Genomic DNA, 22,385 nt, shown 5'->3' on the forward strand with positions numbered 1-22,385 from the left:
CCGAAAACTCGGGCGTCAGAGATCGGTCGGGTCGCGGCTCTCCAGCTCCGTGGTGAGGGTCTGTTGGAGGCGTTCCTGGGAGTGCCGCAGGCTGACGGCCACCGCGTTCAACTCTCGGAGGATCAGTGTGAGTTGTCGTTCGAGGTGGCGTTCGGGTGGTTCGTTGCCGGGGGTGAGGCGGGACCACCAGCGGGTGCGGAGGTAGGCGTCCACGGCGTCCGGCACGTCGTGTCGGACGGCGCGGGAGAGCTTGTAGACGTCGTCCGGGTTGGTGGTGAGTTCGTCGGCGACCCAGCCGGGGGCGAGCAGCGCGGTCAGCAGTTCGTCGAGTTCGGCGAGCGTGCCGGCCGCCGTCGGCGGCGCGTCGAAGGCGGCCAGATAGCTCCGCAGCGCCGTGAAGTCGGCGCGGATCGAGGCGAGTTCGGATGTCTCGGAGATCGGCGGCGGCGCCGCGCGGTCCGGTGGGGCGAGCAGCGCGCCCGCCCCGTAGAGTCCGCCCACCACGACCGGCCAGAGCGCGCCGGCCTGGCCGGCCAGCGTGAGCGCCACGCCGGCCAGGCCGCACACGCAGCCGGTCAGGTTCTTCCGGGACTCCACATACCTCAGCGCTCTACTGGTAGCCACGGATCTCCTGGAACGCCTGGTCGAGCGAGCCCTCCACGGCGTCGAAGAGCCGGCCGCCGGTCCGCTCCGCGATGCCCTCCAGCTCCCCGCGGTCCGAGTCCCCGAACAGCACCGTGAACACCGGCACCGTCCGCAGCGCGGGCGGCAGCGTCTCGTGGAAGTCGGCGAAGCCGTCCGGGCCGACCGAGTCGCCGTTCTCGCCGTCCGTCATCAGCACGATGGACGTGAACGCGTCCTCGGTGTCCTCCTCGGCCAGCAGCCGGTAGGCCTCGATCAGGCTCAGGTAGATCGCCGTGTCGCCCTCCGCCCGCAGCCCCTCGACGCCCTCCCTGATCCGGCCCAACCCCGGTTCGGGGTCGGCCGGTTCGACGGTGTACGTGTCGACGGAGACCACCTGCCCGGCGAACGGCATCAGCGTCACCCGTTCCCGTTCCCTGAATCGCTCGCCCGCGCCCGCGCCGCCGGTGCCGGTGAGCCGGCCCAGCGCGGCCCGTAGCGACTCGATCCGCTCGCCCTCCATCGAGCCGGAGGTGTCCAGCACGTACACGGTGCGCGACGGTCGGCGCAGCTCGTTGTCGAACGCGTCGAGCAGCCCGTCCGCGACCGCGAGCGTGCCCGGGTAGGGGAGTTCGCGCCGCTGGCCGTCCGGGATGGCCTCGGCCGGCGCGACGCCGCCGGCGACCGGGCGGCGCAGCGTCTCCTCGGTCAGCGTCCGCTGCGCCTCGGGGCCGCGCAGGTGCTCGGTGAGCGCCCGCAGCCCGTCGCGGGCCTCGGGCGAGGCCGAGGTGAGCGTCGTCAGCGGGTAGCGCGCCGTCACCACGCCGTCGAGCGGGCGGACGACCGTCAGCTCGGCGGTGCCGTCCCGTACCAACGACAGCAGCACGGACTCGTAGTTGATCAGCGCGTCGACGTCCGTCCGGCCGGCGAAGGCGGTCGCCAGCCAGCCGGAGGACCCCGAGGTGAGGCGCTGGCCGGTGAAGAACTCCCGCAGCCGCTCGGCGCTGCCGGTGACGTCCTCCTCGGTGAGCGCGGCCTCGGCGCCGGACAGCGCCGAGGTGACCGAGATCAGCGCGCTGTAGCCGGAGTTGGAGCGGGTCGGGTCGGTCATGCCGAACGTCAGCTCGCCGGCGGCCGCCGCCGCGTGCACCTGTGCCCAGGTGACCTCCTCCGGGTTCCAGCCGAGCCGGTCGATCACCTCGGTCCTGATGCCGAGCGCCACCGGGGAGGTCATCACGGAGGTCTCGGTCAGGATCCGGTCGGCCGCCTCGGGACGCAGCCGCAGGTAGTCGTTGGTGGCCAGCCAGAGCGCGTCGTACTCCTCGGCCTCGCCCGAGGCGACGAGCCGGGTGGCGTCCAGCGTCCCCGTCCAGGTGATCTCGACCCCGACCCCGGTCTCCTCCTGGGCCCGCGCCAACACGTCCTCGGTGTCGGCGAGTTCGCTGCTCGCGAGGATCCGCACGACGGAGCCCTCCCCGCCGTCGGGGCCGTCCGAGCCGCCCGAGCAGGCGGTGGCGGTGAGCGCGACGGCCGCCAGCAGCGCGGCGAGTCGGGTCCTCATCCGCGTCTCCCTTCGCCGTGCGCCGCGTCCCGCTCCCGTGAGCGTTCGAGCTGCGCGGAGGCGTCGGACAACTCGCCCGAGAGGGCCCGCACCGTGGCCGCCATCGACTCGGTGGCCTGCGCCTTGTAGGTGTCGATCGCGTCCAGCGTGCGGTAGATCTGCTGGAACGCGGCGCGCAGCGTCTCGACGCCGACCGCCGGGTCGGCGGCGATGCGCTGGATCTCGCCGCTCTGGGTGGCCAGCATGTCCGCGTTGGCCCGCACCAGGTCCTCGGTCGTCGAGCGCAACGCGTTGACCTGCTCGGTGACCCGGCGCTGGTTCTCCAGCGCGGCGGAGAGCATCACGCCGATCCGCAGCGCCGACACGGTGGTGGTGGCGGCCCGCTCCACGCCCTTGACCAGCTCGTCGTTGTTGCGCCTGACCACGTCCATGGCCAGGTATCCCTGGGCGCAGACGGCGAGTTGGGTCAGCAGGTCCTGGTGTTTCTGCCGGACCGGGAAGAGCACGTCGGCCCGCACCGCGGCCGCCCGCTCCGGGTCGGTCGCCTCCAAGGCGTCGACGCGGCGCTGGAGTTCGGTGTCCAGCGCCTCGGTGAGCACCGCGTACTCCTGGAGCTTGCCCATGGTGTCCCAGAGCCTGGACCGCTCGGTGTGCAGGGCCGCGCTGTCCCGGCGCAGCTCGTCCTGGCCGGAGCGGAGCGCGTGCACGATCTTCTGGAGCGTGCCCTGCGCGGAGGCGTAACGGGCCAGGTGGTCGCGGAAGCGGTTGCCGCCGGGCAGCCTGGACAGCAGCCGGCGTACCCCGCCGGTGGTGGCGTCACGCGGTTCCAGGTCCTCGACGGTGCGGCGGAGTTCGACCAGCGAGCCGGCGACCCGGGACTGGGCGTCGCCCGCCTCCCCGCCGGTGCCCCTGGAGAGCGAGCGGACGCTGCGGTCCAGCATCCGGTTGGACTGTGCCGCGGCGGCCCGCATCTCCTCGCCGCCGAGGGCCGTCACCTCGCCCACCCGGGTGGCGAACTCCGGTGAGCGGCTGTCGAGTTCGGTGAGCGAGTCGATGTAGGCGGCGGCTCGGCGGGTCAGCTCCTCGCGGGCGGCGGCGTCGATCGGGACGAGTCCCGACGCCTGCTCCGCCCTCACCTCGGGCACCGGTTCCGGCGGGGTGAGGATCAGCGGGGTGTCCTGCCCCGGGGGGTTCAGCTCCATGGTCAGCTCCCTTCGGTGCGCCCGGTGGCGCGCTCCGCCAGCTCCCGCAGCACGTCGGAGGTCGGCGGCGGGGCCTGCCTGACCCCGGCGAGGCCGGCGTTGAGGTGGGCGGCGTGTGCGCCGGCCGCCTCGGTGAACTCCGCGGTGGCGCCCTGCGGTCGGAAGCCGTGCCGCACCGCGAGCCGCCGCAACTCCGGGTCCTCGGTGAGCAGTCGGCCGAGCTCCCGGCCGGCGTCCGTGACGGGCACCAGGGTGTGGTCGCTGGAGACGGTGGTGTCCGGGTAGAGCACCACCACGTCGCCCGGGTCCTGGTCGGCCAGCAGCAGCGAGGCGATCTGCGACTCGTAGGCGAGCACCAGCGGGTTGCCGATGCCGCTGACGAAGTCCCGGAACGGGCCGTCGGAGCTGGGTTGTTGGGTGCCCTGCACCTGGACCAGGGCGCGCAGCAGGGGCGTCACGCGCTCGACGCCCTCCGGGTCGGCCACCACGGTGCCGTCGTTGGCGACGTAGGAGGCGGCGGCCAGGTAGAGGGCGCCGGAGTTGGAGGTCAGCGGGTCGGTGCTGGAGACGTACAGCGCGCCGGCAAGACCGGCCGCGGGTTCCGCGCCCGGCAGGTCCCCCCAGGCCAGGCCGTTCCCGATGGCCTCCAGCAGGCCGCTCATCGACAGCAGGCCGCGGTGCTCGTCCTCCAGGGTGGCCAGGCCCTCGGCGGCCAGCACCTCGGCCGCCGCGCCGCGCGCCAGCACCACCAGCGGCGAGTAGAACGGCCGCAGCGGAGCGCCCGGCGAGCCGGCCCGGGCGGCCAGCTCCTGGGCGGGGCCCTGGCTGGACGGGAAGGCGAAGTCGTAGCCCTCGAGGTCGACGTCGTCCATGGCCCAGGAGCCGACCGAGTCGGTCTCGACCTCGTACCCGCGCTCGGCCAGGACGTCGATCACCTCGGGGTCGGCGAAGAACTCGGCCTTCTCCGACCCGATCACGCCACGCACCGTCGTCGTGGCCGTTCCCCCGTCGTCGCGTCCCTGTACGAGGGCGACGCCGACGCCCCCGAGCAGCAGCGCGGCGAGGACGATCCCCCATATTCGTCGCACGGTCGTAGCGTCCTCACAACACGCCACGCACACACGGCGGTTGGGTGTCCGGTAGATGTCGGGGCGATGTCGACGCGGGGGTTGACTGTTCGCCGGTGCGCGCTTTTCTTGAATGACGTGCACCTGCCACTTCGAACCACTTTGAATCGTGAGCGATTCCGAGCGAGAGGGCAACTCTGGTGACCTCATCCCTGCTCCGCCGCCTCGCGGCCGTAGCCTCGCTGGCCGCCCTGGCGTTGGCCGCGCCGGCCCCCGCCATCGCCGCACCCGCCCCGCCCCCGGTCGCGAGCGAGCAGTCGGCCGCCGCCACCATCACCTGGCGACTGGAACGCGCCGCCAACCCCACCGCCGACCAACAGGACGCCTACAACCGCATCACCAGCGCCATGAACGCGGCCGTGGCCCGCTACAACGCGCTCAGCGGCGGCCTCGGCAAGGACATCACCGTCCGCTACGACCCGAGCGTCCCGACCGCCGACGGCAACATCAACGGCACGATCCGCTTCGGCGCCAACCGCTCCTACATGAGCGAGCGCACCGCCCTCCACGAGATCGCCCACACCATCGGCGTCGGCACCAGCTCCGGCTGGAGCCGCCTCGGCGGCAGCGGCACCTGGACCGGCGCCCAGGCCACCGCGCTGGTCCGCCAGTACGACGGCTCCAGCGCCCGCATCTCCACCGGCGGCGGCCACTTCTGGCCCTACGGCCTCAACTACGACAACGAGTGGTCGACCACCAACGCCGACCGCCACGTCCGCATCGTCGCGGCGATGGTCGCCGACGGCCTGTAGGCCCTGTCCGGGCGACCCGGGCTCGGGCCGCCCGGCCCGAGCCCGACAACCGATCCACCACGAGCCACAACGATCGGTTGTGCCCGCCTACGATCGACCGGTGGACAGCGAGGCACTGCGGTCGTTCGTTCGGGCGGCCGAGCTCGGACAGTTGCGGCACGCGGCCGAGGAGTCGGGCGTGACCCAGCAGGCGGTCTCCAAGCGGATCGCCGCCCTGGAGCGCGAGTTGGGCGTCCGGCTGTTCGTCCGTACCGCGCGCGGGGTGGAGTTGACGCTCGACGGCCAGGCGTTCCTCCCGCACGCGCGGAGCATCGTCGCGGGCGTCGAGCGCGCCGTCACCGCCGTCCGGCCCGGCGCGCGGGCCCTCCGGATCGACGTGCTCGGCCTGCGCAGCGCCCAGGCCGTCATGCTGCACGACTACTGGCGGTCGCGGCCCGGGACCGACCTCGACGTGGTGACCCTCCGGGTCGACGACCCGCGCGTGGCGGCCGCCGCCGTCGCGGCGGGCGACGTCGACGCCTCCTTCCGCACCGTCACAGAACCGGCCGCGCTGCCGCCCGACGTGCGGATCATCCACGCGTTCGACTCGCCGCTGGAGCTCCTCGTCGGCCCGAGACACCCGCTCGCCGCCGCGCGCAGCCTGACGCCGGCGCGGCTGCGCGGGCACCGGATCTGGGTGCCGGGCATCGCGCCCGGGAGCGAGTGGTCGGAGTTCTACGACCAGCTCGCCACCGCCTTCGACCTGCGCGTCGACGCGGCGGGCCCGCACTTCGGAGACGAGGTACTCCTCGACGTCCTCGCGGAATCCACGGACGTGGCCACGCTCGTCGGGGCACGCGACCGCTACCTCTGGCCGACCAGCCACGACCTGCGCCGCATCCCCGTCGTCAACCCGACCCTGGCCTACCCCCTCGCGCTCCTCCTCCCACGTGCCAGTCCCCATCCGGGACTCCGGGGACTCATCACCCACCTCCGGAACCTGCCGCGGCTCCCCGAGCCGGTCTGGCTCCCGTCCTGGGCGGCGAGACCATGACCAACGACCGCCTCCTGCGCATCCACAGCGCGGAGTTCCAGGCCATGGCCGAGCGCGTGCTGCGGGTCACCGAGCTCACCTCCCGGCTGAACGTCCTGCCCTTCGAGGACGAGGCCGGCAAGGCGGCGCTGTTCGAACGGATACTCGGCAGGCCGCTGCCGGCGAGGGTCACGATCTACCCGCCCTTCTACACGGACCACGGCCTCAACCTCGACCTCGCCGAGCGGGTGTTCATCAACCAGAACTGCACGTTCCTGGACTACGCCGGCATCCGGCTCGGCGAGCGCGTGATGGTCGGCCCCAAGGCCACGTTCATCACCGTCGGCCACCCGGTCGACCCCCAGGAACGACGCGGCTGGCTGAGCGGCGGGCCCATCGACGTGGCGGACAACGTGTGGATCGGCGCCGGAGCGACGATCCTGCCGGGCGTCAGCATCGGCCACGACGCCGTGGTCGCCGCCGGCGCGGTGGTGGCCGACGACGTCCCACCGGCGACCCTGGTGACGGGCACCAAGGCCACCGTCCGACGCCAGTGGTGACGACCGCGCCCCGTCGTTACCGCGCGCTCCTGACCAACCGGGAGTCGAAGCCGGCCCGCAGCAGGCGGTCGTGGGTGGTGTGCGTGTTGCAGTCGCCGACGGCCTCTAGCATGCCGGCTACCCCCGGGCCGCTCCACGGCCTGGGCGAGGCGTGGTCAGAGTTCCGGCTTCTGCTCCCGTGTCCGGTGCACCCACTCCAGTGGTCCGCGCTCCAGAGCCTCCCTCGCCAGCTGCTTGGCGGTGTCCGTGGTGAGAGAGGCGAGCGAGGTGTCGACCCATGGCTGCGTTTGCCGGCTGCCCTGCTCGCGGTACTCGATGGCCTGCAGCAGACACTCCAGCTTGTCGGCGTCCCTGGCACAGACTGCCTCCGGCGACTCCCGCGCCTCGTACTCGTCCACGGCGTCAGTGATGACTCCGGCCAGAGCGTCCGGCAGTCCCACCACCTGCTCGCGGGTGACCTCGGTGTTCGCCGTCGCCTTGAGGTACCGCTTGCCGAGGTGCGGGATGTCGGTCGTGCGTGTCTCCTGGCTGTCGTGGAAGAGGGCGAGGAACGCGGCGCGTTGCGGATCGGCGCCCTCCATGGCGGCGATGGCCGAGGCGATGACGGCCGTGCGATGTGAATGGTCGGCGATGCTCTCCGGCTCCGCGATACCGGCGATCACCCATCCGGTGCGTTTGTGACGCTTGAGCAGTCCGAGCTCGTACAGGAAGTCCACGACGCGGGCGTCGCGCTCAGCCATGATTCAGCCTCTCGTGCATCGTGGGGGACTACGCCGTATCCCGAGGTTTCCCGTTCTTGACCAGCCGGGAGTCGAAGCCGGCCCGCAGCAGCCGCTCGTAGGCGTCGTGCACGCCCGTGGGGACGGGCTGCGGGATCGCGAACCCGCGCGCCGGATAGTCGATCACGCGTTGCAGGTCGCCGACGATCATGTCGACCACCAGCTTCTCGTCCCCGATGGACTTGACGTAGTCATCGAGGGACAGCGGCTCCGAGGCGCACACGACCTCGACCTCCGGCCAGAGCTGACGGCAGGTGGCGAAGGCCCGCCGCTCCATGTAGGGCTTGCAGACCAGCAGGACTGAGTCGACCGTGATGCCGGCTCGTCGGAGCAGCCGACGGGTGAACTCGATGTTCTGGCCGGTGTTGGCCGCCAGCGGCTCCACCAGGATGGCCTCGTCAGGCACACCCAGGGCCAGCGCGTGCTCGCGGTAGTGGACTGCCTCGCCGCGCGGGAACCGGGCCAGGGTGGTGGGGCTGTTGCCTCCGCTGAACACCAGGGTGGGGAAGTACCCGGCCGCGTACAGCTCGGCGGCCCGCGTGGCCACGCCCAGATCATGGCTGCCGAGGCCGATGCCGACGGAGCAGGGCCGTGGTTCGTGCCCCATCAGGTGGTAGTCCCAGACCAGCCTGGCGTCGCTCCACTGGGCGTCCGTGACCACGACCTGATCCCGCTCCGGCACCACGCTGTTCCTCTCACCCCGTCGGTGCGTGCTTCTTCCGCACCACCGTCCCATAGCGGCGCGACATGGGTACCGTGATGAGCATGGTGGCGGAGCACTTGGGCGACCGGGTGGTGCGGCTACGGCGACTGGGTGGGCAGACCCAGGAAGGGCTGGCCGCGAGGTCGGGCGTGTCGGTCGACGTCGTACGGAAGTTGGAACAGCGGCGCAAGCACTCGGCGCGACTGCCGACGCTCCACGCCCTGGCGAGGGGGCTCGGCGTCGAGGTCACCGCGCTGCTCGGCGACCCACCGGGAGTCCCGTCCACGGGAGAGGTGGAGTCTCCCCAACTGGTCGCCCTGCGGCGGGCGATGACGCCGCCCATGTTCTCGGTGCCGCCGGTCCCGGAGTCCGTGGCCGGGCTGTCGTCGGGCGCGTTGCGCGCCGAGCTCGCCGAGGGGTGGACGCTGTACCACGGCGCGGGCTTCGACCGCGTGATGGAACTGCTGCCCGACCTGATCGCGCGTACCCGGCTGGTGTCCGCGGCCGGGGACGTGGATCAGCGCGCGGAGGGTCAGGCGCTGTTGGGGAAGACGCTCCAACTCGCCGGCCACCTGGCCATCAGGCTGGGGAAGACGGACCTCGCACTCGCCGGTCTCGAACGGGCGATGACCGCGGCCGAGGCCTCATCGGACCCGCTGCTTCCGCCGATGATCTGCAACTCCGTTGCCTGGGCCTACCAGCGTCAGAACCGGCTGGCGGACGCCTCGGAACTCGCCCTTCGCGCGGCGGATTCCGTGGAACGAGGCGGCCCGGAGAGTGCGACCGAGTGGCGCGTGTGGGGCGGTCTCCTGATGTCGGCCGCCACCAGCGCGGCCCGTGCCGGCGACTACGACCAGGCCACCGACATGATGACCACGGCCGAACGCGCGGCGGGGCGGCTCAGCCGGCTCCCGGCGCCGACGGACGGCCGGCTGGTGTCGGTGTTCAGCCGATCCTCCGTACGGATCGAGCGGGTTCGACTCGCCGTGCAGCACGGCCGGCCGGAAGAGGCCCTGACGCTCGCCCGGGGGATGCGGGTCAGCGGGTCGACACCGCCCTCATGGCGAACCTGGCTGCTGCTCGACGTGGCCCGCGCACACGCGGACCTCGGCGACGCGGCCGGCGCGGTCAGGGCGTTGGAGTCCCTGCGCCGATTCGCCCCGGAGTGGATGCGGCACCACACGCTTGCCGTGAGCATCGTGCTCGACCTGCGAGCGGGCCCCTCTCACCCACCCGGCCTCCGGCGGATCGCGGATTTCCTCGGCCTTGACGCGTAACGCCTCGTAACTGGGACGTTCCGTCCCTGGGCTTTTCTCCCTCCTCGCGTCACCGTAATCACATGCATACGGAGAGCGAGCTTCCGGCCGTTGGGGCGATGGCGCGTGACACGTCCCGTGCCGAGGTCGGTCGGGTGATGGCGCACGAGTGCGGCCGGGTCTGGCTGCGGCCGTTGGGCGGCGGGTGTGAGTGGGCCGTGTCGCCCGAGGATGTCGAGCCGGTCAGGTTGAGCGAGTCGCTGAGCCCGCTGGTGGCCGAGGCGAACCGGCGTTCAGCCGAGCCGAGATGAGCCGGCGTTCGCGGCAAGCCCTCGAGAGTTGTCCGTTCCGGGCGTTTGGATTTGGCCGTCCCCGCCCGGAACGGCTGCACCACCGGCACGAGGAGAGCCCTCGCGCCTTCGGCATGAAAGGAACGGTAACCGACGTGCGCGTTGATCCGGGAGACGACGACGAGCCCACCGAAGGTGGGCAGTCCAGCGGTTGCGGAGACGGCGACCGCCGCACCTACGACCAGGAGGGGCCGCGCCGGCCGGAGTCGCCCGCGTTCGCCACCAACGGCTGCACGCCGATCCTCATCGCCAACTGGCTGCTACGGCCGGCCAGCGCCATCACCGCCACGTTCCACGACGTCGACGACGCCGTCCGGTGGTTCGAGGAAGAGATGACGCGCGCCGCGCCCGGCTTCGCCAACCCACTGGAGCGTGAACCGACGGGGCTGGCCGCGAAGCTGGCGTACGTCGCCGCCACCCTCCACCGGGGAGGTGACACACACGCCGCTTGGTATATCCAAGCAACCGGCTACACCACCCTCGACCTCATCACCTGCTCGCCCCACCACCGCTACCCCGAACTACGTTGCCCCGTACGGGAGTAGCGCCCTGCGGGTGGCCTCGGAAGGCGCGGGCGGCCTAGCGTGTGGGCCACCACCGAGGACGAGGAGAAGCATGACCGACGAGCCGTCGTACCCCGACGCCGCCGCGCGGGCCGCGATCGACATCACGGTGCCGCATTCGGCCAGGATCTGGAACTACTGGCTGGGCGGCAAGGACAACTACGAGGTGGACCGGGTCGCCGGCGACGCGTTTCGGGACGTGTTCCCGGGGATCGTCGACGGCGCGCGGGCCGCCCGGTACTTCCTCGCGCGTGCCGTGCGGCACCTGGCCGGCGAGGAGGGTGTGCGGCAGTTCCTCGACATCGGCACCGGGCTGCCCAACGTCGACAACACGCACGAGATCGCCCAGCGGGTGGCCCCCGAGTCGAAGGTCGTCTACGTCGACAACGACCCGCTGGTGCTCGCCCACGCGCGCGCCCTGCTGGTCAGTTCGCCGGAGGGCAGTGCCGACTACCTCCACGCCGACCTCTTCGAGCCGGACTCCATCGTGGAACAGGCCAAGGCCATCCTGGACTTCGACCAGCCGGTCGCGCTGATGCTGATGGGCATCCTCGGCCATGTCGAGGACTACGACCAGGCGCGCGCCATCGTGAAGGAGCTGGTCGCGGCGTTGCCGTCCGGCAGTTACCTGGTGCACTACGACTCCACCGGCACCAGCGAGGAGTACCTCGCGGCCATCGGCCGGTACAACGAGGGCGGTTCCGTCCCCTACATCCTCCGCAGCCCGGCGGAGATCGCCCGCTTCTTCGACGGGCTCGAGCTGCTGGACCCCGGCGTCGTCTCCTGCTCCCGCTGGCGGCCCGACGCCCTCGCCTGGGGGTTGCCCGACGAGGTCCACCAGTACGGGGGCGTCGCCCGCAAGCCGTGATCGGCGGGAACCGCGGGAACCGCGGGAACCCGCGCCGTTCCGCTTCCGACTGTCGTGAGTGAGGGCCACGGACGTGGCCCGGTTCCGACCCGGGAGTGCTCATGTCCGTCACCGAGTCAAGCGAGTCGACCGAGACCACAGAACCGTCCTCCGAGGTGACGAGCAAGCCGCCCAGCCGCTCGGCCGGTTGGGCGGCGCTGCGGCCGCTCGTGTTGCGGCTGCACTTCTACGCGGGCGTGCTGGTCGCCCCGTTCCTGCTGGTCGCGGCGGCGAGCGGGCTGCTGTACGCGCTCTCCTTCCAGTTGGAGCGGGTCGTCTACGCCGACGAGCTGACGGTGCCGGTCGGCGACGGGGTCGAACTGCCGCTGTCCGCGCAGGTCGCGGCGGCGCGGGAGGCGTACCCGGACGGCACGATCTCCGCGGTCCGGCCGTCGCCCGAGGCCGGCGCCACCACCCGGGTGCTGCTGGCCGGGACGCCGGGGATCGACGACGACAAGACCCTCGCCGTGTTCGTCGACCCGTACACCGCGGAGGTGCGCGGCGCGCTCGAACAGTACGGTTCCACCGGCGCGTTGCCGGTCCGGACCTGGATCGACGAGCTCCACCGCGACCTGCACCTCGGCGCGCCGGGCCGGCTCTACAGCGAGTTGGCCGCCAGCTGGCTGTGGGTGGTGACGGGCGGCGGGCTGCTGCTGTGGCTGTCCAGGTGGCGCGCCCGCCGCGCCAGGGGCGAGAAGCGCCCGGCCGCCGGGCGGCGCCGCACGCTCGGCCGGCACGGCACGCTGGGCGTCACCGTGGCGGCCGGCCTGTTCTTCCTCTCCGCGACCGGCCTGACGTGGTCCACCTTCGCCGGCGAGAACGTCACCGAGCTGCGCGCGTCGCTCGGCCAGCAGACGCCCGACGTCAGCCCGACGGTCGGCGAGGCCGCCGGGGACGCGGGCGCCGGGCACGAGGGGCACCCGGACGTGTCGGGCGAGGCCGGCGAGGGCGACCGGCCGGCCTCCGGGCTCTGGGTCGACGAGGTGTTGGCGATCGCCCGCGCCCAGGGGCTCTCCAACCCGGTGGAGCTGGTGCCGCCGGCCGACGAGGAGTCCGCCTACGTGGTGCGCCAGATCCAGCGGAGCTGGCCGGAGAAGCAGGACGCCGTGGCCATCAACCCCAACGGGGGCGAGGTCCTGGACGTGGTGCGGTTCGACGACTTCCCGCTGCTCGCCAAGCTCAGCCGGTGGGGGATCGACCTGCACACCGGGGTGCTCTTCGGCCTGGTCAACCAGCTGGCCCTGGCCGCGTTGGCGTTGTCCCTGATCGTGCTGATCGTGCTCGGCTACCGGATGTGGTGGCAGCGCGGCCGTGCCGGCGCCTTCGGCCGGCCGCTGCCACGCGGCGCCTGGCGGCGCGTACCGCCCGCGCTGCTCGTGCCGTTGGCTGTCGGGGTGGCGCTGGTCGGCTGGTTCCTGCCGGTGTTCGGCGTGACCCTGGTGGGCTTCCTGCTGGTCGACGCCGTGCTGGGCCGGGTCGAGGGGGCGCCGCCCAGGATCGGGGAGGGGCGGGACCGGTAGCGGTCCCCGGACGGCGGCCGGTATCCGGAACGGTCCGGCCGCCGTCACACGAAGTCCCGTTACTCCTCGGCGAGTTGGGATATCAGGGTCTGTCTGGCCCGTGCCACGCGGGAGCGGACCGTGCCGACGGGGCAGCCGGTGGCGCGGGCCGCCTCCGCGTAGGGGAGGCCGAGGATCTGGGTGAGGGTGAACGCGGTGGACCGGTCGGAGGGGAGCTCGGCGAGCAGTTCGGCGAGGGCCACGCCCTCCTCGAAGCCGGGCTGCGCCCGGCACTGGGCGCCCTCGACCGCCGTCAACCAGTCGGCCGTGTCGGCGAGTCGGGGCCGGGAGCGCTCGTAGCGGATCCGGTCGACCACCGTGCGGCGGGCGATGGAGAGCAGCCAGGTGCGGGCCGAGGAGCGGCCCTCGAAGGCCGGCAGGGCGCGCAGCGCGCGCAACAGCGTCTCCTGGGTCAGGTCCTCGGCGGCCTGCGCGTCGCCGCTCAGCCGGGTGACGTAGCGCTGGACGTCCGCGCGCACCGCGCGGAGGAAGTGCTCGACCGCGTGCCGGTCGCCGGACCTGGCGGCCAGCGCCCAGTCGGTGACGGAGCGGTCCTCGTCGTCTGGTCCGGGCCCCTGCGGGCGTGGCGGGGTGAGTGTGGTCGTGGTCAACGTCCCTGTCGCCTTTCGCGGAGGCCATGCCGAGTCGTCAGGGCATGGCAGGGGAAGGCCGGGACGCCGAAGGGGAGTTGGTGTGATCAGCGAGGCAGATCAGACGGGGCGACGCCGGCCGTGGCACGGTGCGGGGACCTGACCGGTCGGGTCGCGGCCTCGGGCCCTCGTGTCTGCCGACAAGGGCCGCAGAGACACGCCGACCGCCCGGTCAGGGCGGCCGGCGGCGGGCCACGGGACGAGAGCGCGTACCCCAACGGCGGCCGGCGCGGCGTCCACCGGGCCCCGGCCGGGCGCGGGGCCGGGCGGGCCGCGGGCGGCGCCGCCGCGCGCGGCGGGCACAGCACCGGCCGCAGCACGCGCCACGCGGCCGAGCGCAGCAGCCGGAAAGCGGCCCGTTCGCCGCGCCACAGCCACACCGCGCTCAGCAGCGCGAGACCCACGTGCACGGCGGTCATGCCGCCCGCGCCGCCGTCCAACTCGGCCAACGACGCCGGGTGTCGGGCGTGCGCGGCGTGCGTGGCGTGCGCCGGGCCGAGCGGCGCGGCGGGGTCCGGCGTGGCCGGGAAGAAGGAGAACAGGCGGTGCAGCAGCGCCTGGGTGGCCAGGCTCGCGCCCATCACGGTGAGCGGCCCGCGCTCGCGGCCGGCGAACAGCCAGGCGCCGGAGCCGACCACGGTCAGCGCGAGGAGTACCGCCCAGCGGGCGACCGGGACCCCGGACATCGCCACGTGGCCCCAGGCGGCGAGCAGCACACAGAGCGCGGCGAACACGGCCGCCCGCGCTGCTCGCAATGCCAGGCCCGCTCTCATGACAGCCACATCGTGGCAGCGGGGGCCAAAGCGCGCAGTGGCGCGGACGTTAATTTATCCTCAGCCGAGCAAAACGGCGGCCGACAGGGAACTCCGCGGCCACTCCCGGCGACTCCTCGAGTGGGCCCCTTTCACCCCGGGTTGACCGATCCGAGGACCACCCGCAACGCAAACGCAACGTTCGACAACGTAAAGAACCCTAGTCTCGGGGTGTACCGCTGGCCGCCGTTGGAGTAGACCTGTTTCCAACGCCCCGTCAGAAAGCCACTGTTCACCCTGCCCGTCCACCCCACCCCGTGAGGCACCGTACCGATGCCGAAGCAACAGCCCCAGCGTTTCGTCGACGCCTTCGCAGACCGGCCGGCCGTGGCCCGTCGTGGACTCCTGCCGGGACGGCGGGTGTTCACCTCCCTCGGCTGGGCGGTGGCGGTGGCCACCGTGGTGTCGGTCACCGGATGGTCGATGGGGACCATCCTGTCCGGTGACGAAGGACCGACCGAGACCGTGGCGGCCGAGCGCCCGCAGCAGCCGGCTCCGGAGCCCGAGCCCGAGCCGACCACCGAGGAGCCGGAGCCGGAGCCCGAGGAGGAGCCGGAGCCCGAGCGCGAGGAGCAGCCGGAGCAGACCCAGGAACAGCAGCCACCGCCCCCGCCGCAGCAGGAGGAGGAGCCGGAGCCGGAGGAGGAGCCGGAACCGGAGCGCGAGGAGGAGCCGGAGCCGGAGACCGAGGAGGCCGAGACGGTCAGGCAGGAGAACGTGCTGCCCGAGGGCGTCTACCGGCTGATGCCGGGCACCACCGACGACCGCTGCCTCGACGTGGACAGCAGCGGCACCGACGCGGGGACCAACGTCCGCCAGTGGGAGTGCAACGAGACCGCCGCCCAGAACTTCGCCCTCCAGGCGACCGGGAGCCAGAACACCTACCGGCTCATCGGGCTCGGCGGCAACTGCGTGGACGTCGAGAACGGTTCGCTCGACGCGGGTGCGAACATTCGCATGTGGGGCTGCAACGGCGCCCCGGCCCAGCAGTTCCGCCTGGAGCCCAACCTCAACGGTTACATCGTGGTCTCGGTGCGCAGCGGCCACTGCATGGACGTCATGGACTCCAGCGTCGACTGGGGTGCCAACGTCCGCCAGTGGGAGTGCAACCGCACCCCCGCGCAGACCTGGAGGCTCGAATCCCGTTGAGCCACAAGCGAGTTGCCGAGACTCCGCCGCCACCTTCCGGTAACGTCCCGGTCATTCACAGTGGCGTAGCCTCTAAAGCCGCCCCGTCCGAGCGCTGTTGGAGAAGAGCGATGCCTGACGCTCATTCGCCTCACCCCATGGCCCGGCCGGCCGCCCGGCCAGCTTCGGTCCCCGCCGCCCCGGTCCCCGCCACCCCGGTCCCCGTACCCGCGGCCGTCCCGGCACCCGTCGCCAGGACCGCGCACTGCGCCGGAAGCAGGCAGCAGCCGGCCGCCGAGCGGTACCGCGGCCGCCTGCTGCGCTACGCCAACCGCCTCACCCCCGGTGATCCGCACCGGGCCGAGGACATCGTGCAGGAGACCATGCTCCGCGCCTGGTTGGCCGCCGACGAGTTCGCCGGCGAGGAGGGCGGGTTCCACGCCGACGACGACCACCTCGCCGCCTGGCTGCACACCGTCGCCCGCAACCTCGCGGTCGACGCCCGCCGCCGCGACCGCAGCGTGCCGATCGGCATCGTGCCGGCCGCCCTGCTGCACCGGGCCGCCGACGACGGCGGCGACGTGGCCGACGCCGTGGTCAACCGGGTCGCCGTGGTACGGGCGCTGTCCCGGCTCAGCCCGCTCCACCGCGACGTGCTGGCCCATGTGCACCTGTGCGACCGGTCGCGGGCCGACGCCGCCCGCCTGCTGGGCATACCCAAGGGCACCGTGAAGTCCCGCGTGCACTACGCCCTGGCGGCCCTGCGCTCGGAGTTCGAGGCCGCGCACGCGGCGGAGGCGGCGGCATGAGGACCACCGATCCCTTCGAGTTCATCGACCGCCACCGGGACACCATCTTCCGGGTGCTCGGCGTCATCGCCGTGCTGCTGGTGATCTTCCTGATCATTCGGTACCTGGCGATGCGGCAGGGCGGCTGGGCCAAGGCCTGGCGGCGGCTGCGCCGCGAGTTCGCGGTCACCGGGCACGCGTTCGCCGCGCCCTTCCGCGCCTGGCTGCGGCACCGGCGTTCGCTGCGGGTCCTGGTGCGCGGCCTGCGGGCCCCCGCGACCTGGCGGGACGCGGAGCGGGCCGTGGCCGCCGCGCGCGCGGCCGGCGGCCGGGCGTACGGGGCGCTGGTGGACGGCGACACCGTCACGGTCCTCGTCGCCGGAGAGCGCGGAAACGTTTCGCTGCCGGACGACCAGCGCTGGTGGCTCGCCGGTGACGACGCGGACGACCACTGGAGTGTCGCCCGGGCCGACCTGCCGCCCGTCGTGCCCGACCCCGACCAGGTGCACCCGGTGCTGGTCGCGGTCGGCGAGGTCGGCGGCCGCAGCGCCTTCCTCGACCTGGCCGTGGGGCCGCCCATGATCACCGTCGAGGGCGACCGGCGCTCCGCCGTCGCCCTGCACCAGGCGGTCGCCGCCCAGCTCGACGTCCGGCTGCCCGAGGGGCTCGTGGTGGTCGCCGAGGGCGTGCACCGCGGCTTCGCCGGGATGCCGGTGCGCGCCGCGCACCGGGCCGCGCGCGAGCAGCGGCCCGAGCTCGGCCTCTCGCCGGTCCTGGTCACCGCGGAACTGCCCGACCCGGTGCCGGCCGAACTCTCCGAGCCGCCCGAGGAGTTCCCCGCCCTGCGGCTGCTCCTGCTGGGCGAGGGGCGCGGCCACCTGCGCACCCTGCTGACCGACCGGCACGGCCAGATCGCCGTCGCCGGCACCCCGCTGCTCACCACGGGCAACGCCCTCAGCCGGGCCATCGCCAAGGTGCTCTCCGCCATCCCGCCCGTGCTGCCGCCCGCGCCGCCCGCCGGCGACGCCGCCGAGACCACCCGTACCTTCGCCGAACTGGACGAGGACGAGGCGGACGAGGAGGCCACGAGCGGCACCGGCGGCGACGCCGACGGCTGGGCGGGGTCCACCGCCGTCCGCACCGCGCCCCGGCCGCCGCTCGGCGAACTCGAGGACGAGGCCGACGACACCGGCGAGCACCGCCTCGCGGAGCCCGGGTCGAGGTCGGAGACCGCGCCGCGCGGCGGCGCGCCCGTCTCCACGGGGTCCGCGGGGGCCGGCCGGGACGCCACCCGCACGCTGCCGCACTGACGGCGCGCAACGCGCCACCCACCCGAACACTCCCCCACCGAAGCCGGTTGGACCGCCCGTGAAGCTCACCGTGACCACCGCCGACCAGCAGGGTCGGCTCACGGACCACCTGCTCGACCTGCCAGGCGACGCCACCGTCGCCGAGCTGGCCGCGGCACTCGACACCCCGAGGCTCTTCCTCGGCGAGCGCCTGCTCGACTCCGACGCGCCGCTGGGCGTCGGCGGCGTCCGCGACGGCGTGCTGCTCGGCCGCGGCGCGCCCGCGCCGCCCCAGCCCAGCGCCGCCCGCGCCTGGACCCCGCCCGCCACCGACCCGGCGCTGCTCGAACTGCGCCACGTGTCGGGCCCGGGCGCGGGCCGGGTCTGGCGGCTGGGCCCCGGCGCCTACGAGATCGGCACCGACCGCAGTTGCGCCGTCCGCCTCGCCGACACCTCGGCCGACGACCCCGACGAGGACGACGGGCTGCCGCCCACCGGCACCTGGATCACGGTGCATGCCGACGGCACGGCGAGTTACCGGCTGCCCGAGGACGCCGACCCCGACACCTGCGGGCTGCGCAGCCTCACCCCGCCGCCGCCCGTCGACCCCGAGACCGGCACCCCGCTCACCGACGAGGAGCCGGCCGGCGCGGAGGACGGTGGCCCCGGCGGGCACAGCGAGGAGCCGCCGCCGGCCGGCCCGGACGGCCTGCCCGCGGACCCCGAGCCGCTGCCGCCCGGGCAGTTGCCGGCGCCCACCGACGGCTCGCGGCCCTGGCCGTTCTACGCCGACCTGTCGCTCGGCGACCATCTGCTGCGCCTCGCGCCGCCGTTCGAGCCGGACGCCGCCGTCAAGCCGGCCGCCGACGGCCTGACCATGGACTACAACCGGCCGCCCCGGATCGTCCCGCCGCTGGACGCCGAGAACCTGAGCCTGCCGGGACCGCCGTCGCCCCCCGGGCCGCGCACCTTCCCGTTCATGCTCATGCTGTCGCCGCTGGTCATGGGCCTCGCCATGATGGCGATCTTCCGGTCCTTCTACTTCATGATCCTCATCCTGTTCACCCCGTTGATGGCGGTGGGCAACTGGCTGACCGGGCGCCGCTCCAACCGCAAGCGGCACGAGGAGCAGATGCGCCGCTTCCACCTGCGCCGCGCCGCCCTCGAACTGGAGATGCGCCGGGCCACCGTCGAGGAGCGCGGGCTGCGCAACGAGGCGTCCCCCGACCCGGCGGCGATCCAGCTCACCGCGACCGGCCCGGGACGTCAGCTGTGGGAACGCCGCCGGCACCACGGCGACTACCTCACCCTCAGGCTCGGCACCGTCGCCCGGGCCTCCCTCAAGAAGATCAGCGACCAGGCCCGCGAGACCAACCACCGCCAGGTGCACTGGCGCCTCGCCGACGTGCCGATCGGCGCCGAGATGCGCCAGCTCGGCGTGCTCGGCCTCACCGGCACCAGCCGCACGGCACGCGCCGTCGCCCGCTGGGCCGTCGCCCAGGCCGCCGTCCTGCACTCCCCGCGCGACCTGCGGATCGTCGTCCTCACCGACGAGCAGCACGCCGACGACTGGGCGTGGGTCCGCTGGCTGCCCCATCTGCGGCCCAACCGGGCCGGCTTCGGCGCCCCGCTGATCGCGCTCGGCAACGACCCCGAGTCCACCGCCCGCCGGGTCAGCGAGCTGTTCGCCGACATCCAGGCCAGGACGACCGTCACCGGCGGCGCCGGCCGCCAGGCCGTCGCCGTCGCCGACCCCGACGTGCTGGTCGTGATGGACGGCGCCTACCGGCTGCGCGAGGTGCCGGGCGTCACCCAGATCCTCACCGAGGGCCCGGCCGTCGGCATCTTCAGCCTCTGCCTCGACGAACGCGAACGGCTGCTGCCCGAGCAGTGCTCCGCCGTCGTCACTGCCACCGGCAACCGGCTCACCGTCCGCTCCTCGGGACACGCCACCGTCAGCGGCGTGCGCGCCGACCAGGTCGACCCCGAGTGGTGTGAGGAGGCCGCCCGAGCCCTCGCGCCGCTACGTGACGTCAGCGTGGACGCCGACGCCGGACTCCCCACCGAGGTGCGGTTGTTGCCGCTGCTCGGCCAGGAACCGCCGGACCCGGCCACGCTGGTGCGCGGCTGGGAGCGCAACCCGGCCAGCACCACCTTCGTCATCGGCTCGGGGTTCGAGGGCACCGCCCACCTGGACCTGGCGACCGACGGCCCGCACGGCCTGATCGGCGGCACCACCGGCTCCGGCAAGTCCGAGCTGCTGCAGACCATGATCGCCTCGCTGGCCGTCGCCAACCGGCCCGACGAGCTGACGTTCGTGCTCATCGACTACAAGGGCGGCAGCGCGTTCCGGGAGTGCGCGGAACTGCCGCACACCCTGGGCATGATCACCGACCTCGACGGTCACCTGGTGCAGCGCGCCCTGGCCTCGCTCGACGCCGAACTGAAGCGCCGCGAACAGCTGCTGGCCGACGTCGGGGTCAAGGACCACCGCGAGTACCGGGCCAAGCGCGCCCGCGAGCCCGAGCTGCCGCCGCTGCCCCGACTCCTCCTCGTCATCGACGAGTTCGCCACCCTGGTGCGCGAGCTGACGGAGTTCGTGCCCGGCCTGATCAGCCTGGCGCAGCGGGGCCGGTCCCTCGGTCTGCACCTGGTGCTCGCCACCCAGCGCCCGGCCGGCGCCGTCAGCAACGAGATCCGCGCCAACACCAACCTGCGGATCGCGCTGCGCGTCACCGACCGCACCGAGTCCACCGACATCCTCAACTCGCCGGCCGCCGCCGGCATCTCGCCCGCCACCCCGGGCCGGGCGCTGATCCGGCGCGGCGACGGACCGCCGCTGCCGTTCCAGACCGCCTGGGTCGGCGCCGAGCGGCCGGTCACCGACGGCTCCCCCGGCGCCCGCCCGGGCGGCGGCCACCGTGCCGTGCGCGGCGCCGAGTTGACCTGGCAGCAGCTGGGCAGGCCGGTGGCCGTGCAGCCCGACGCCGACGCCCTCGTCGACGCGCCCGTGGACGGCGAGTCGGGCGAGGCCCAGGACCCGCCCACCGACCTCAGCGAGCTGGTGGCCGCGGTGCGGGCGGCCGCCGAGGCGCTGCCGGACTTCGCGCCGCAGCCCCGCCCCTGGCTCCCGCCGCTCGACGAGCGCATCACGATGGCGGAGCCGGACACCGACCCCACGCCGGGCGCGCTGCGCCTGCCGCCCTTCCCCTACGCCTACTTCGACCTGCCGGGACGCCAGGAACAGCGCCTCGGCCACCTGGACTTCGCCACCTTCGGCCACCTCTATGTCATCGGCGCGCCCCGCTCGGGACGCACCCAGACGCTGCGCACCATCGCCGGCTCGGCCGCGATGCACCTGACCACCGACCAACTGCACATCTACGGCATCGACGCCGGCGGCGGCGGCCTCGCCGCGCTGGAGGCCCTGCCGCACTGCGGCGCCGTCGTCTCCCGCCACGACCCGGAGCGGCTGGACCGCCTGGTCCGCCGGCTGCTCGCCGAACTCACCGAGCGGCAGAGCCAGATCGCTCGCCACGACGTGGCCTCCATCACCGAGCTGCGCGCCAAGGTGGCGAAGGCCGAACGCCCCGCGCACCTGCTGGTGTTGATCGACGGCTGGGACGCCCTCAACGCCATGCTGGACAAGTACGACGGCGGCCGGCTGCTGGAGGAGCTGCTGCGGCTGCTGCGCGAGGGCGCCGCGGCCGGCATCCACGTGATCGCCACCTCCGAACGGATCCTGCTCGGCGGACGCCCCGCCCAGCACAACGACCGCCGGCTGCTGCTGCGCCAGACCGACCGGATGGACTTCGCCGCGGCCGGCATCAACCGGCGTTCGGTGCCCGAGCGCATCGCCCCCGGCCGTGGCTGGTTCACCCCGGGCGCCACCGAGGCACAGATCCTGCTGCTCCCGGCGTCCGCGTCCGCCGAGTCGTCCAAGCTGGCCAAGGGGCCCGGGCCCAAGGGGTCGGGCGACCAGGCCGACGCGCTGCGCGCCATCGGCCGCCGCGCCACCGCCCGTGACTCCGGCATCGCCGACGAGCTGCGGCCGTTCCCGATCACCGAACTGCCCGCCGTGGTCGGCTTCCAGGAGGCCGCCGACCTCATCCCCGAGGAGAACCGTCGCCCGATGTGGGCGCTGGTCGGCCTCGGCGGCGACGAGGCGGCGCCGATCGGCTACGACTTCACCGCCGACGTCGGCTCGTTCATGGTCGCCGGACCGCCCGGCAGCGGCCGCTCCAACACGCTCGCCGCGATGTCCGTCTCGCTGCTGATGGGCGGCACCGCCCTCGTGGTTCTCACCCCCCGCGACTCGCCGCTGCGCCGCCTCGCGGCGCACGGCCTGGCCCGGGTGCTGACCGCGACCGACCCGACCGGCGACGACCTGGAGGCGGCCCTCTCCTCGTTGGAGGGCCGGCCGGCCGTGGTGGTCGTCGACGACGCCGACATGCTGATGACGGGCCGCGCCGACCAGGCGCTGCGCCGCGTCGCCTCGGCGGGCCGGGACCGCGGCCTCGGCCTGCTGCTCGCCGGACCGGCGGACGGCATGACCGCGATGGGCTGGATCGGCATCGCCCGCCGCGCCCGGCGCGGCATGCTCCTCGCGCCGAAGAACCTGGGCGAGGGCGAACTGATCGGCGTCCGCCTGGCCCCCGAACAGCTCCGCCCCCCGTCCACCCCGGGCCGCGCCTGGCTCGCCGACCGCCAGGGCCGCCCGGTCGCCATCCAGATCCCCCTCACCGTCCTCCAGGAGTAGCCCCACC

The 22,385-nt window shown here is 73.6% G+C and carries 20 protein-coding genes; 12 read left to right on the forward strand and 8 right to left on the reverse strand.

The annotated features are described in order from the left end of the window. Positions 1-15: 15 nt before the first annotated feature. The 4 genes from RNC47_RS32830 to RNC47_RS32845 are packed head-to-tail and all read right to left on the reverse strand — an operon-like array spanning position 16 to position 4,472. A complete protein-coding gene (locus tag RNC47_RS32830) occupies positions 16-624 on the reverse strand; it encodes a hypothetical protein (RefSeq protein WP_311604149.1) in 609 nt (202 codons plus the stop codon). Beyond that, positions 611-2,182, reverse strand: a complete 1,572-nt coding sequence (locus tag RNC47_RS32835; RefSeq protein WP_311604151.1) for a substrate-binding and vWA domain-containing protein — start codon at positions 2,180-2,182, stop codon at positions 611-613. The genes RNC47_RS32830 and RNC47_RS32835 overlap by 14 nt, the downstream gene beginning before the upstream one ends. Then, complete coding sequence (locus RNC47_RS32840) at positions 2,179-3,384, reverse strand: toxic anion resistance protein (RefSeq protein ID WP_311604153.1); 1,206 nt, start codon at positions 3,382-3,384, stop codon at positions 2,179-2,181. Before RNC47_RS32840 ends, RNC47_RS32835 begins: the two co-directional genes overlap by 4 nt. Positions 3,385-3,386: 2 nt before the next feature. Next, positions 3,387-4,472: a hypothetical protein gene (locus RNC47_RS32845; RefSeq protein WP_311604154.1), complete on the reverse strand. Its 1,086-nt coding sequence runs from the start codon at positions 4,470-4,472 to the stop codon at positions 3,387-3,389. Between the two features lie 179 nt (positions 4,473-4,651). On the opposite strand from RNC47_RS32845, the gene RNC47_RS32850 reads away from it, so the two are divergent. From RNC47_RS32850 to RNC47_RS32860, 3 genes are all read left to right on the forward strand, one after another. Next, complete coding sequence (locus RNC47_RS32850) at positions 4,652-5,263, forward strand: hypothetical protein (RefSeq protein ID WP_311604156.1); 612 nt, start codon at positions 4,652-4,654, stop codon at positions 5,261-5,263. A gap of 100 nt (positions 5,264-5,363) precedes the next feature. Then, the gene (locus RNC47_RS32855) at positions 5,364-6,296 is read left to right on the forward strand and encodes a LysR family transcriptional regulator (protein ID WP_311604157.1); all 933 of its coding nucleotides are present in this window, start codon (positions 5,364-5,366) and stop codon (positions 6,294-6,296) included. Further along, positions 6,293-6,835, forward strand: a complete 543-nt coding sequence (locus RNC47_RS32860; protein ID WP_311604158.1) for a DapH/DapD/GlmU-related protein — start codon at positions 6,293-6,295, stop codon at positions 6,833-6,835. The genes RNC47_RS32855 and RNC47_RS32860 overlap by 4 nt, the downstream gene beginning before the upstream one ends. Positions 6,836-6,990: 155 nt before the next feature. On the opposite strand, the gene RNC47_RS32865 is transcribed toward RNC47_RS32860, so the two are convergent. After that, a complete protein-coding gene (locus tag RNC47_RS32865; RefSeq protein WP_311604160.1) occupies positions 6,991-7,575 on the reverse strand; it encodes an HD domain-containing protein in 585 nt (194 codons plus the stop codon). A 28-nt stretch (positions 7,576-7,603) separates the two neighbouring features. Continuing rightward, positions 7,604-8,296 (reverse strand): YdcF family protein, encoded by a 693-nt coding sequence (locus tag RNC47_RS32870; RefSeq protein ID WP_311604161.1) that lies wholly within the window; start codon positions 8,294-8,296, stop codon positions 7,604-7,606. 83 nt (positions 8,297-8,379) lie between these two features. Here RNC47_RS32870 and RNC47_RS32875 point away from each other — a divergent pair, with 83 nt between their 5' ends. The 5 genes from RNC47_RS32875 (at position 8,380) to RNC47_RS32895 (ending at position 12,913) form a co-directional block, all read left to right on the forward strand. Next, positions 8,380-9,594 carry a helix-turn-helix domain-containing protein gene (locus RNC47_RS32875; protein ID WP_311604163.1) on the forward strand — a complete coding sequence of 405 codons (1,215 nt, stop codon included), beginning with the start codon at positions 8,380-8,382 and terminating at the stop codon, positions 9,592-9,594. 98 nt (positions 9,595-9,692) lie between these two features. Beyond that, positions 9,693-9,884 carry a hypothetical protein gene (locus tag RNC47_RS32880; protein WP_311604164.1) on the forward strand — a complete coding sequence of 64 codons (192 nt, stop codon included), beginning with the start codon at positions 9,693-9,695 and terminating at the stop codon, positions 9,882-9,884. Positions 9,885-10,018: 134 nt separating this feature from the next. Continuing rightward, a complete protein-coding gene (locus RNC47_RS32885; RefSeq protein WP_311604165.1) occupies positions 10,019-10,468 on the forward strand; it encodes a hypothetical protein in 450 nt (149 codons plus the stop codon). Between the two features lie 70 nt (positions 10,469-10,538). Continuing rightward, positions 10,539-11,354: an SAM-dependent methyltransferase gene (locus RNC47_RS32890; protein WP_311604167.1), complete on the forward strand. Its 816-nt coding sequence runs from the start codon at positions 10,539-10,541 to the stop codon at positions 11,352-11,354. 101 nt (positions 11,355-11,455) lie between these two features. Then, a complete protein-coding gene (locus RNC47_RS32895; RefSeq protein ID WP_311604168.1) occupies positions 11,456-12,913 on the forward strand; it encodes a PepSY-associated TM helix domain-containing protein in 1,458 nt (485 codons plus the stop codon). Between the two features lie 59 nt (positions 12,914-12,972). Here the strand turns inward: RNC47_RS32895 and RNC47_RS32900 are convergent, their stop codons facing one another. Together RNC47_RS32900 and RNC47_RS32905 are read right to left on the reverse strand one after the other, a co-directional pair. Continuing rightward, on the reverse strand, positions 12,973-13,563 hold the full coding sequence (locus RNC47_RS32900; protein ID WP_311604169.1) for a sigma-70 family RNA polymerase sigma factor: 591 nt from the start codon (positions 13,561-13,563) through the stop codon (positions 12,973-12,975). An 86-nt stretch (positions 13,564-13,649) separates the two neighbouring features. Next, positions 13,650-14,375 (reverse strand): hypothetical protein, encoded by a 726-nt coding sequence (locus tag RNC47_RS32905; RefSeq protein WP_311604170.1) that lies wholly within the window; start codon positions 14,373-14,375, stop codon positions 13,650-13,652. A gap of 312 nt (positions 14,376-14,687) precedes the next feature. Here RNC47_RS32905 and RNC47_RS32910 point away from each other — a divergent pair, with 312 nt between their 5' ends. The 4 genes from RNC47_RS32910 (at position 14,688) to RNC47_RS32925 (ending at position 22,378) form a co-directional block, all read left to right on the forward strand. Then, the gene (locus tag RNC47_RS32910) at positions 14,688-15,563 is read left to right on the forward strand and encodes an RICIN domain-containing protein (RefSeq protein ID WP_311604171.1); all 876 of its coding nucleotides are present in this window, start codon (positions 14,688-14,690) and stop codon (positions 15,561-15,563) included. Positions 15,564-15,700: 137 nt separating this feature from the next. Further along, positions 15,701-16,351, forward strand: coding sequence for a sigma-70 family RNA polymerase sigma factor (locus RNC47_RS32915; RefSeq protein WP_311604172.1), 651 nt, complete (start codon positions 15,701-15,703; stop codon positions 16,349-16,351). Then, positions 16,348-17,640, forward strand: coding sequence for a hypothetical protein (locus RNC47_RS32920; RefSeq protein WP_311604173.1), 1,293 nt, complete (start codon positions 16,348-16,350; stop codon positions 17,638-17,640). Before RNC47_RS32915 ends, RNC47_RS32920 begins: the two co-directional genes overlap by 4 nt. 58 nt (positions 17,641-17,698) lie before the next feature. Continuing rightward, positions 17,699-22,378 (forward strand): FtsK/SpoIIIE domain-containing protein, encoded by a 4,680-nt coding sequence (locus RNC47_RS32925; protein WP_311604174.1) that lies wholly within the window; start codon positions 17,699-17,701, stop codon positions 22,376-22,378. Positions 22,379-22,385 lie beyond the last annotated feature (7 nt).

It is taken from the genome of Streptomyces millisiae (assembly GCF_031845425.1).
In the GTDB taxonomy this organism is placed as follows: domain Bacteria; phylum Actinomycetota; class Actinomycetes; order Streptomycetales; family Streptomycetaceae; genus Streptomyces; species Streptomyces millisiae.

What these genes read in the sequence shown, in the direction of transcription:
- RNC47_RS32835 (WP_311604151.1), bottom strand. Translation starts at nt 2,182, where the DNA reads ATGAGGACCCGACTCGCCGCGCTGCTGGCGGCCGTCGCGCTCACCGCC.
- RNC47_RS32840 (WP_311604153.1), bottom strand. Translation starts at nt 3,384, where the DNA reads ATGGAGCTGAACCCCCCGGGGCAGGACACCCCGCTGATCCTCACCCCG.
- RNC47_RS32860 (WP_311604158.1), top strand. Translation starts at nt 6,293, where the DNA reads ATGACCAACGACCGCCTCCTGCGCATCCACAGCGCGGAGTTCCAGGCC.
- RNC47_RS32865 (WP_311604160.1), bottom strand. Translation starts at nt 7,575, where the DNA reads ATGGCTGAGCGCGACGCCCGCGTCGTGGACTTCCTGTACGAGCTCGGA.
- RNC47_RS32875 (WP_311604163.1), top strand. Translation starts at nt 8,380, where the DNA reads ATGGTGGCGGAGCACTTGGGCGACCGGGTGGTGCGGCTACGGCGACTG.
- RNC47_RS32880 (WP_311604164.1), top strand. Translation starts at nt 9,693, where the DNA reads ATGGCGCGTGACACGTCCCGTGCCGAGGTCGGTCGGGTGATGGCGCAC.
- RNC47_RS32890 (WP_311604167.1), top strand. Translation starts at nt 10,539, where the DNA reads ATGACCGACGAGCCGTCGTACCCCGACGCCGCCGCGCGGGCCGCGATC.
- RNC47_RS32895 (WP_311604168.1), top strand. Translation starts at nt 11,456, where the DNA reads ATGTCCGTCACCGAGTCAAGCGAGTCGACCGAGACCACAGAACCGTCC.
- RNC47_RS32905 (WP_311604170.1), bottom strand. Translation starts at nt 14,375, where the DNA reads ATGAGAGCGGGCCTGGCATTGCGAGCAGCGCGGGCGGCCGTGTTCGCC.
- RNC47_RS32910 (WP_311604171.1), top strand. Translation starts at nt 14,688, where the DNA reads ATGCCGAAGCAACAGCCCCAGCGTTTCGTCGACGCCTTCGCAGACCGG.
- RNC47_RS32915 (WP_311604172.1), top strand. Translation starts at nt 15,701, where the DNA reads ATGGCCCGGCCGGCCGCCCGGCCAGCTTCGGTCCCCGCCGCCCCGGTC.
- RNC47_RS32920 (WP_311604173.1), top strand. Translation starts at nt 16,348, where the DNA reads ATGAGGACCACCGATCCCTTCGAGTTCATCGACCGCCACCGGGACACC.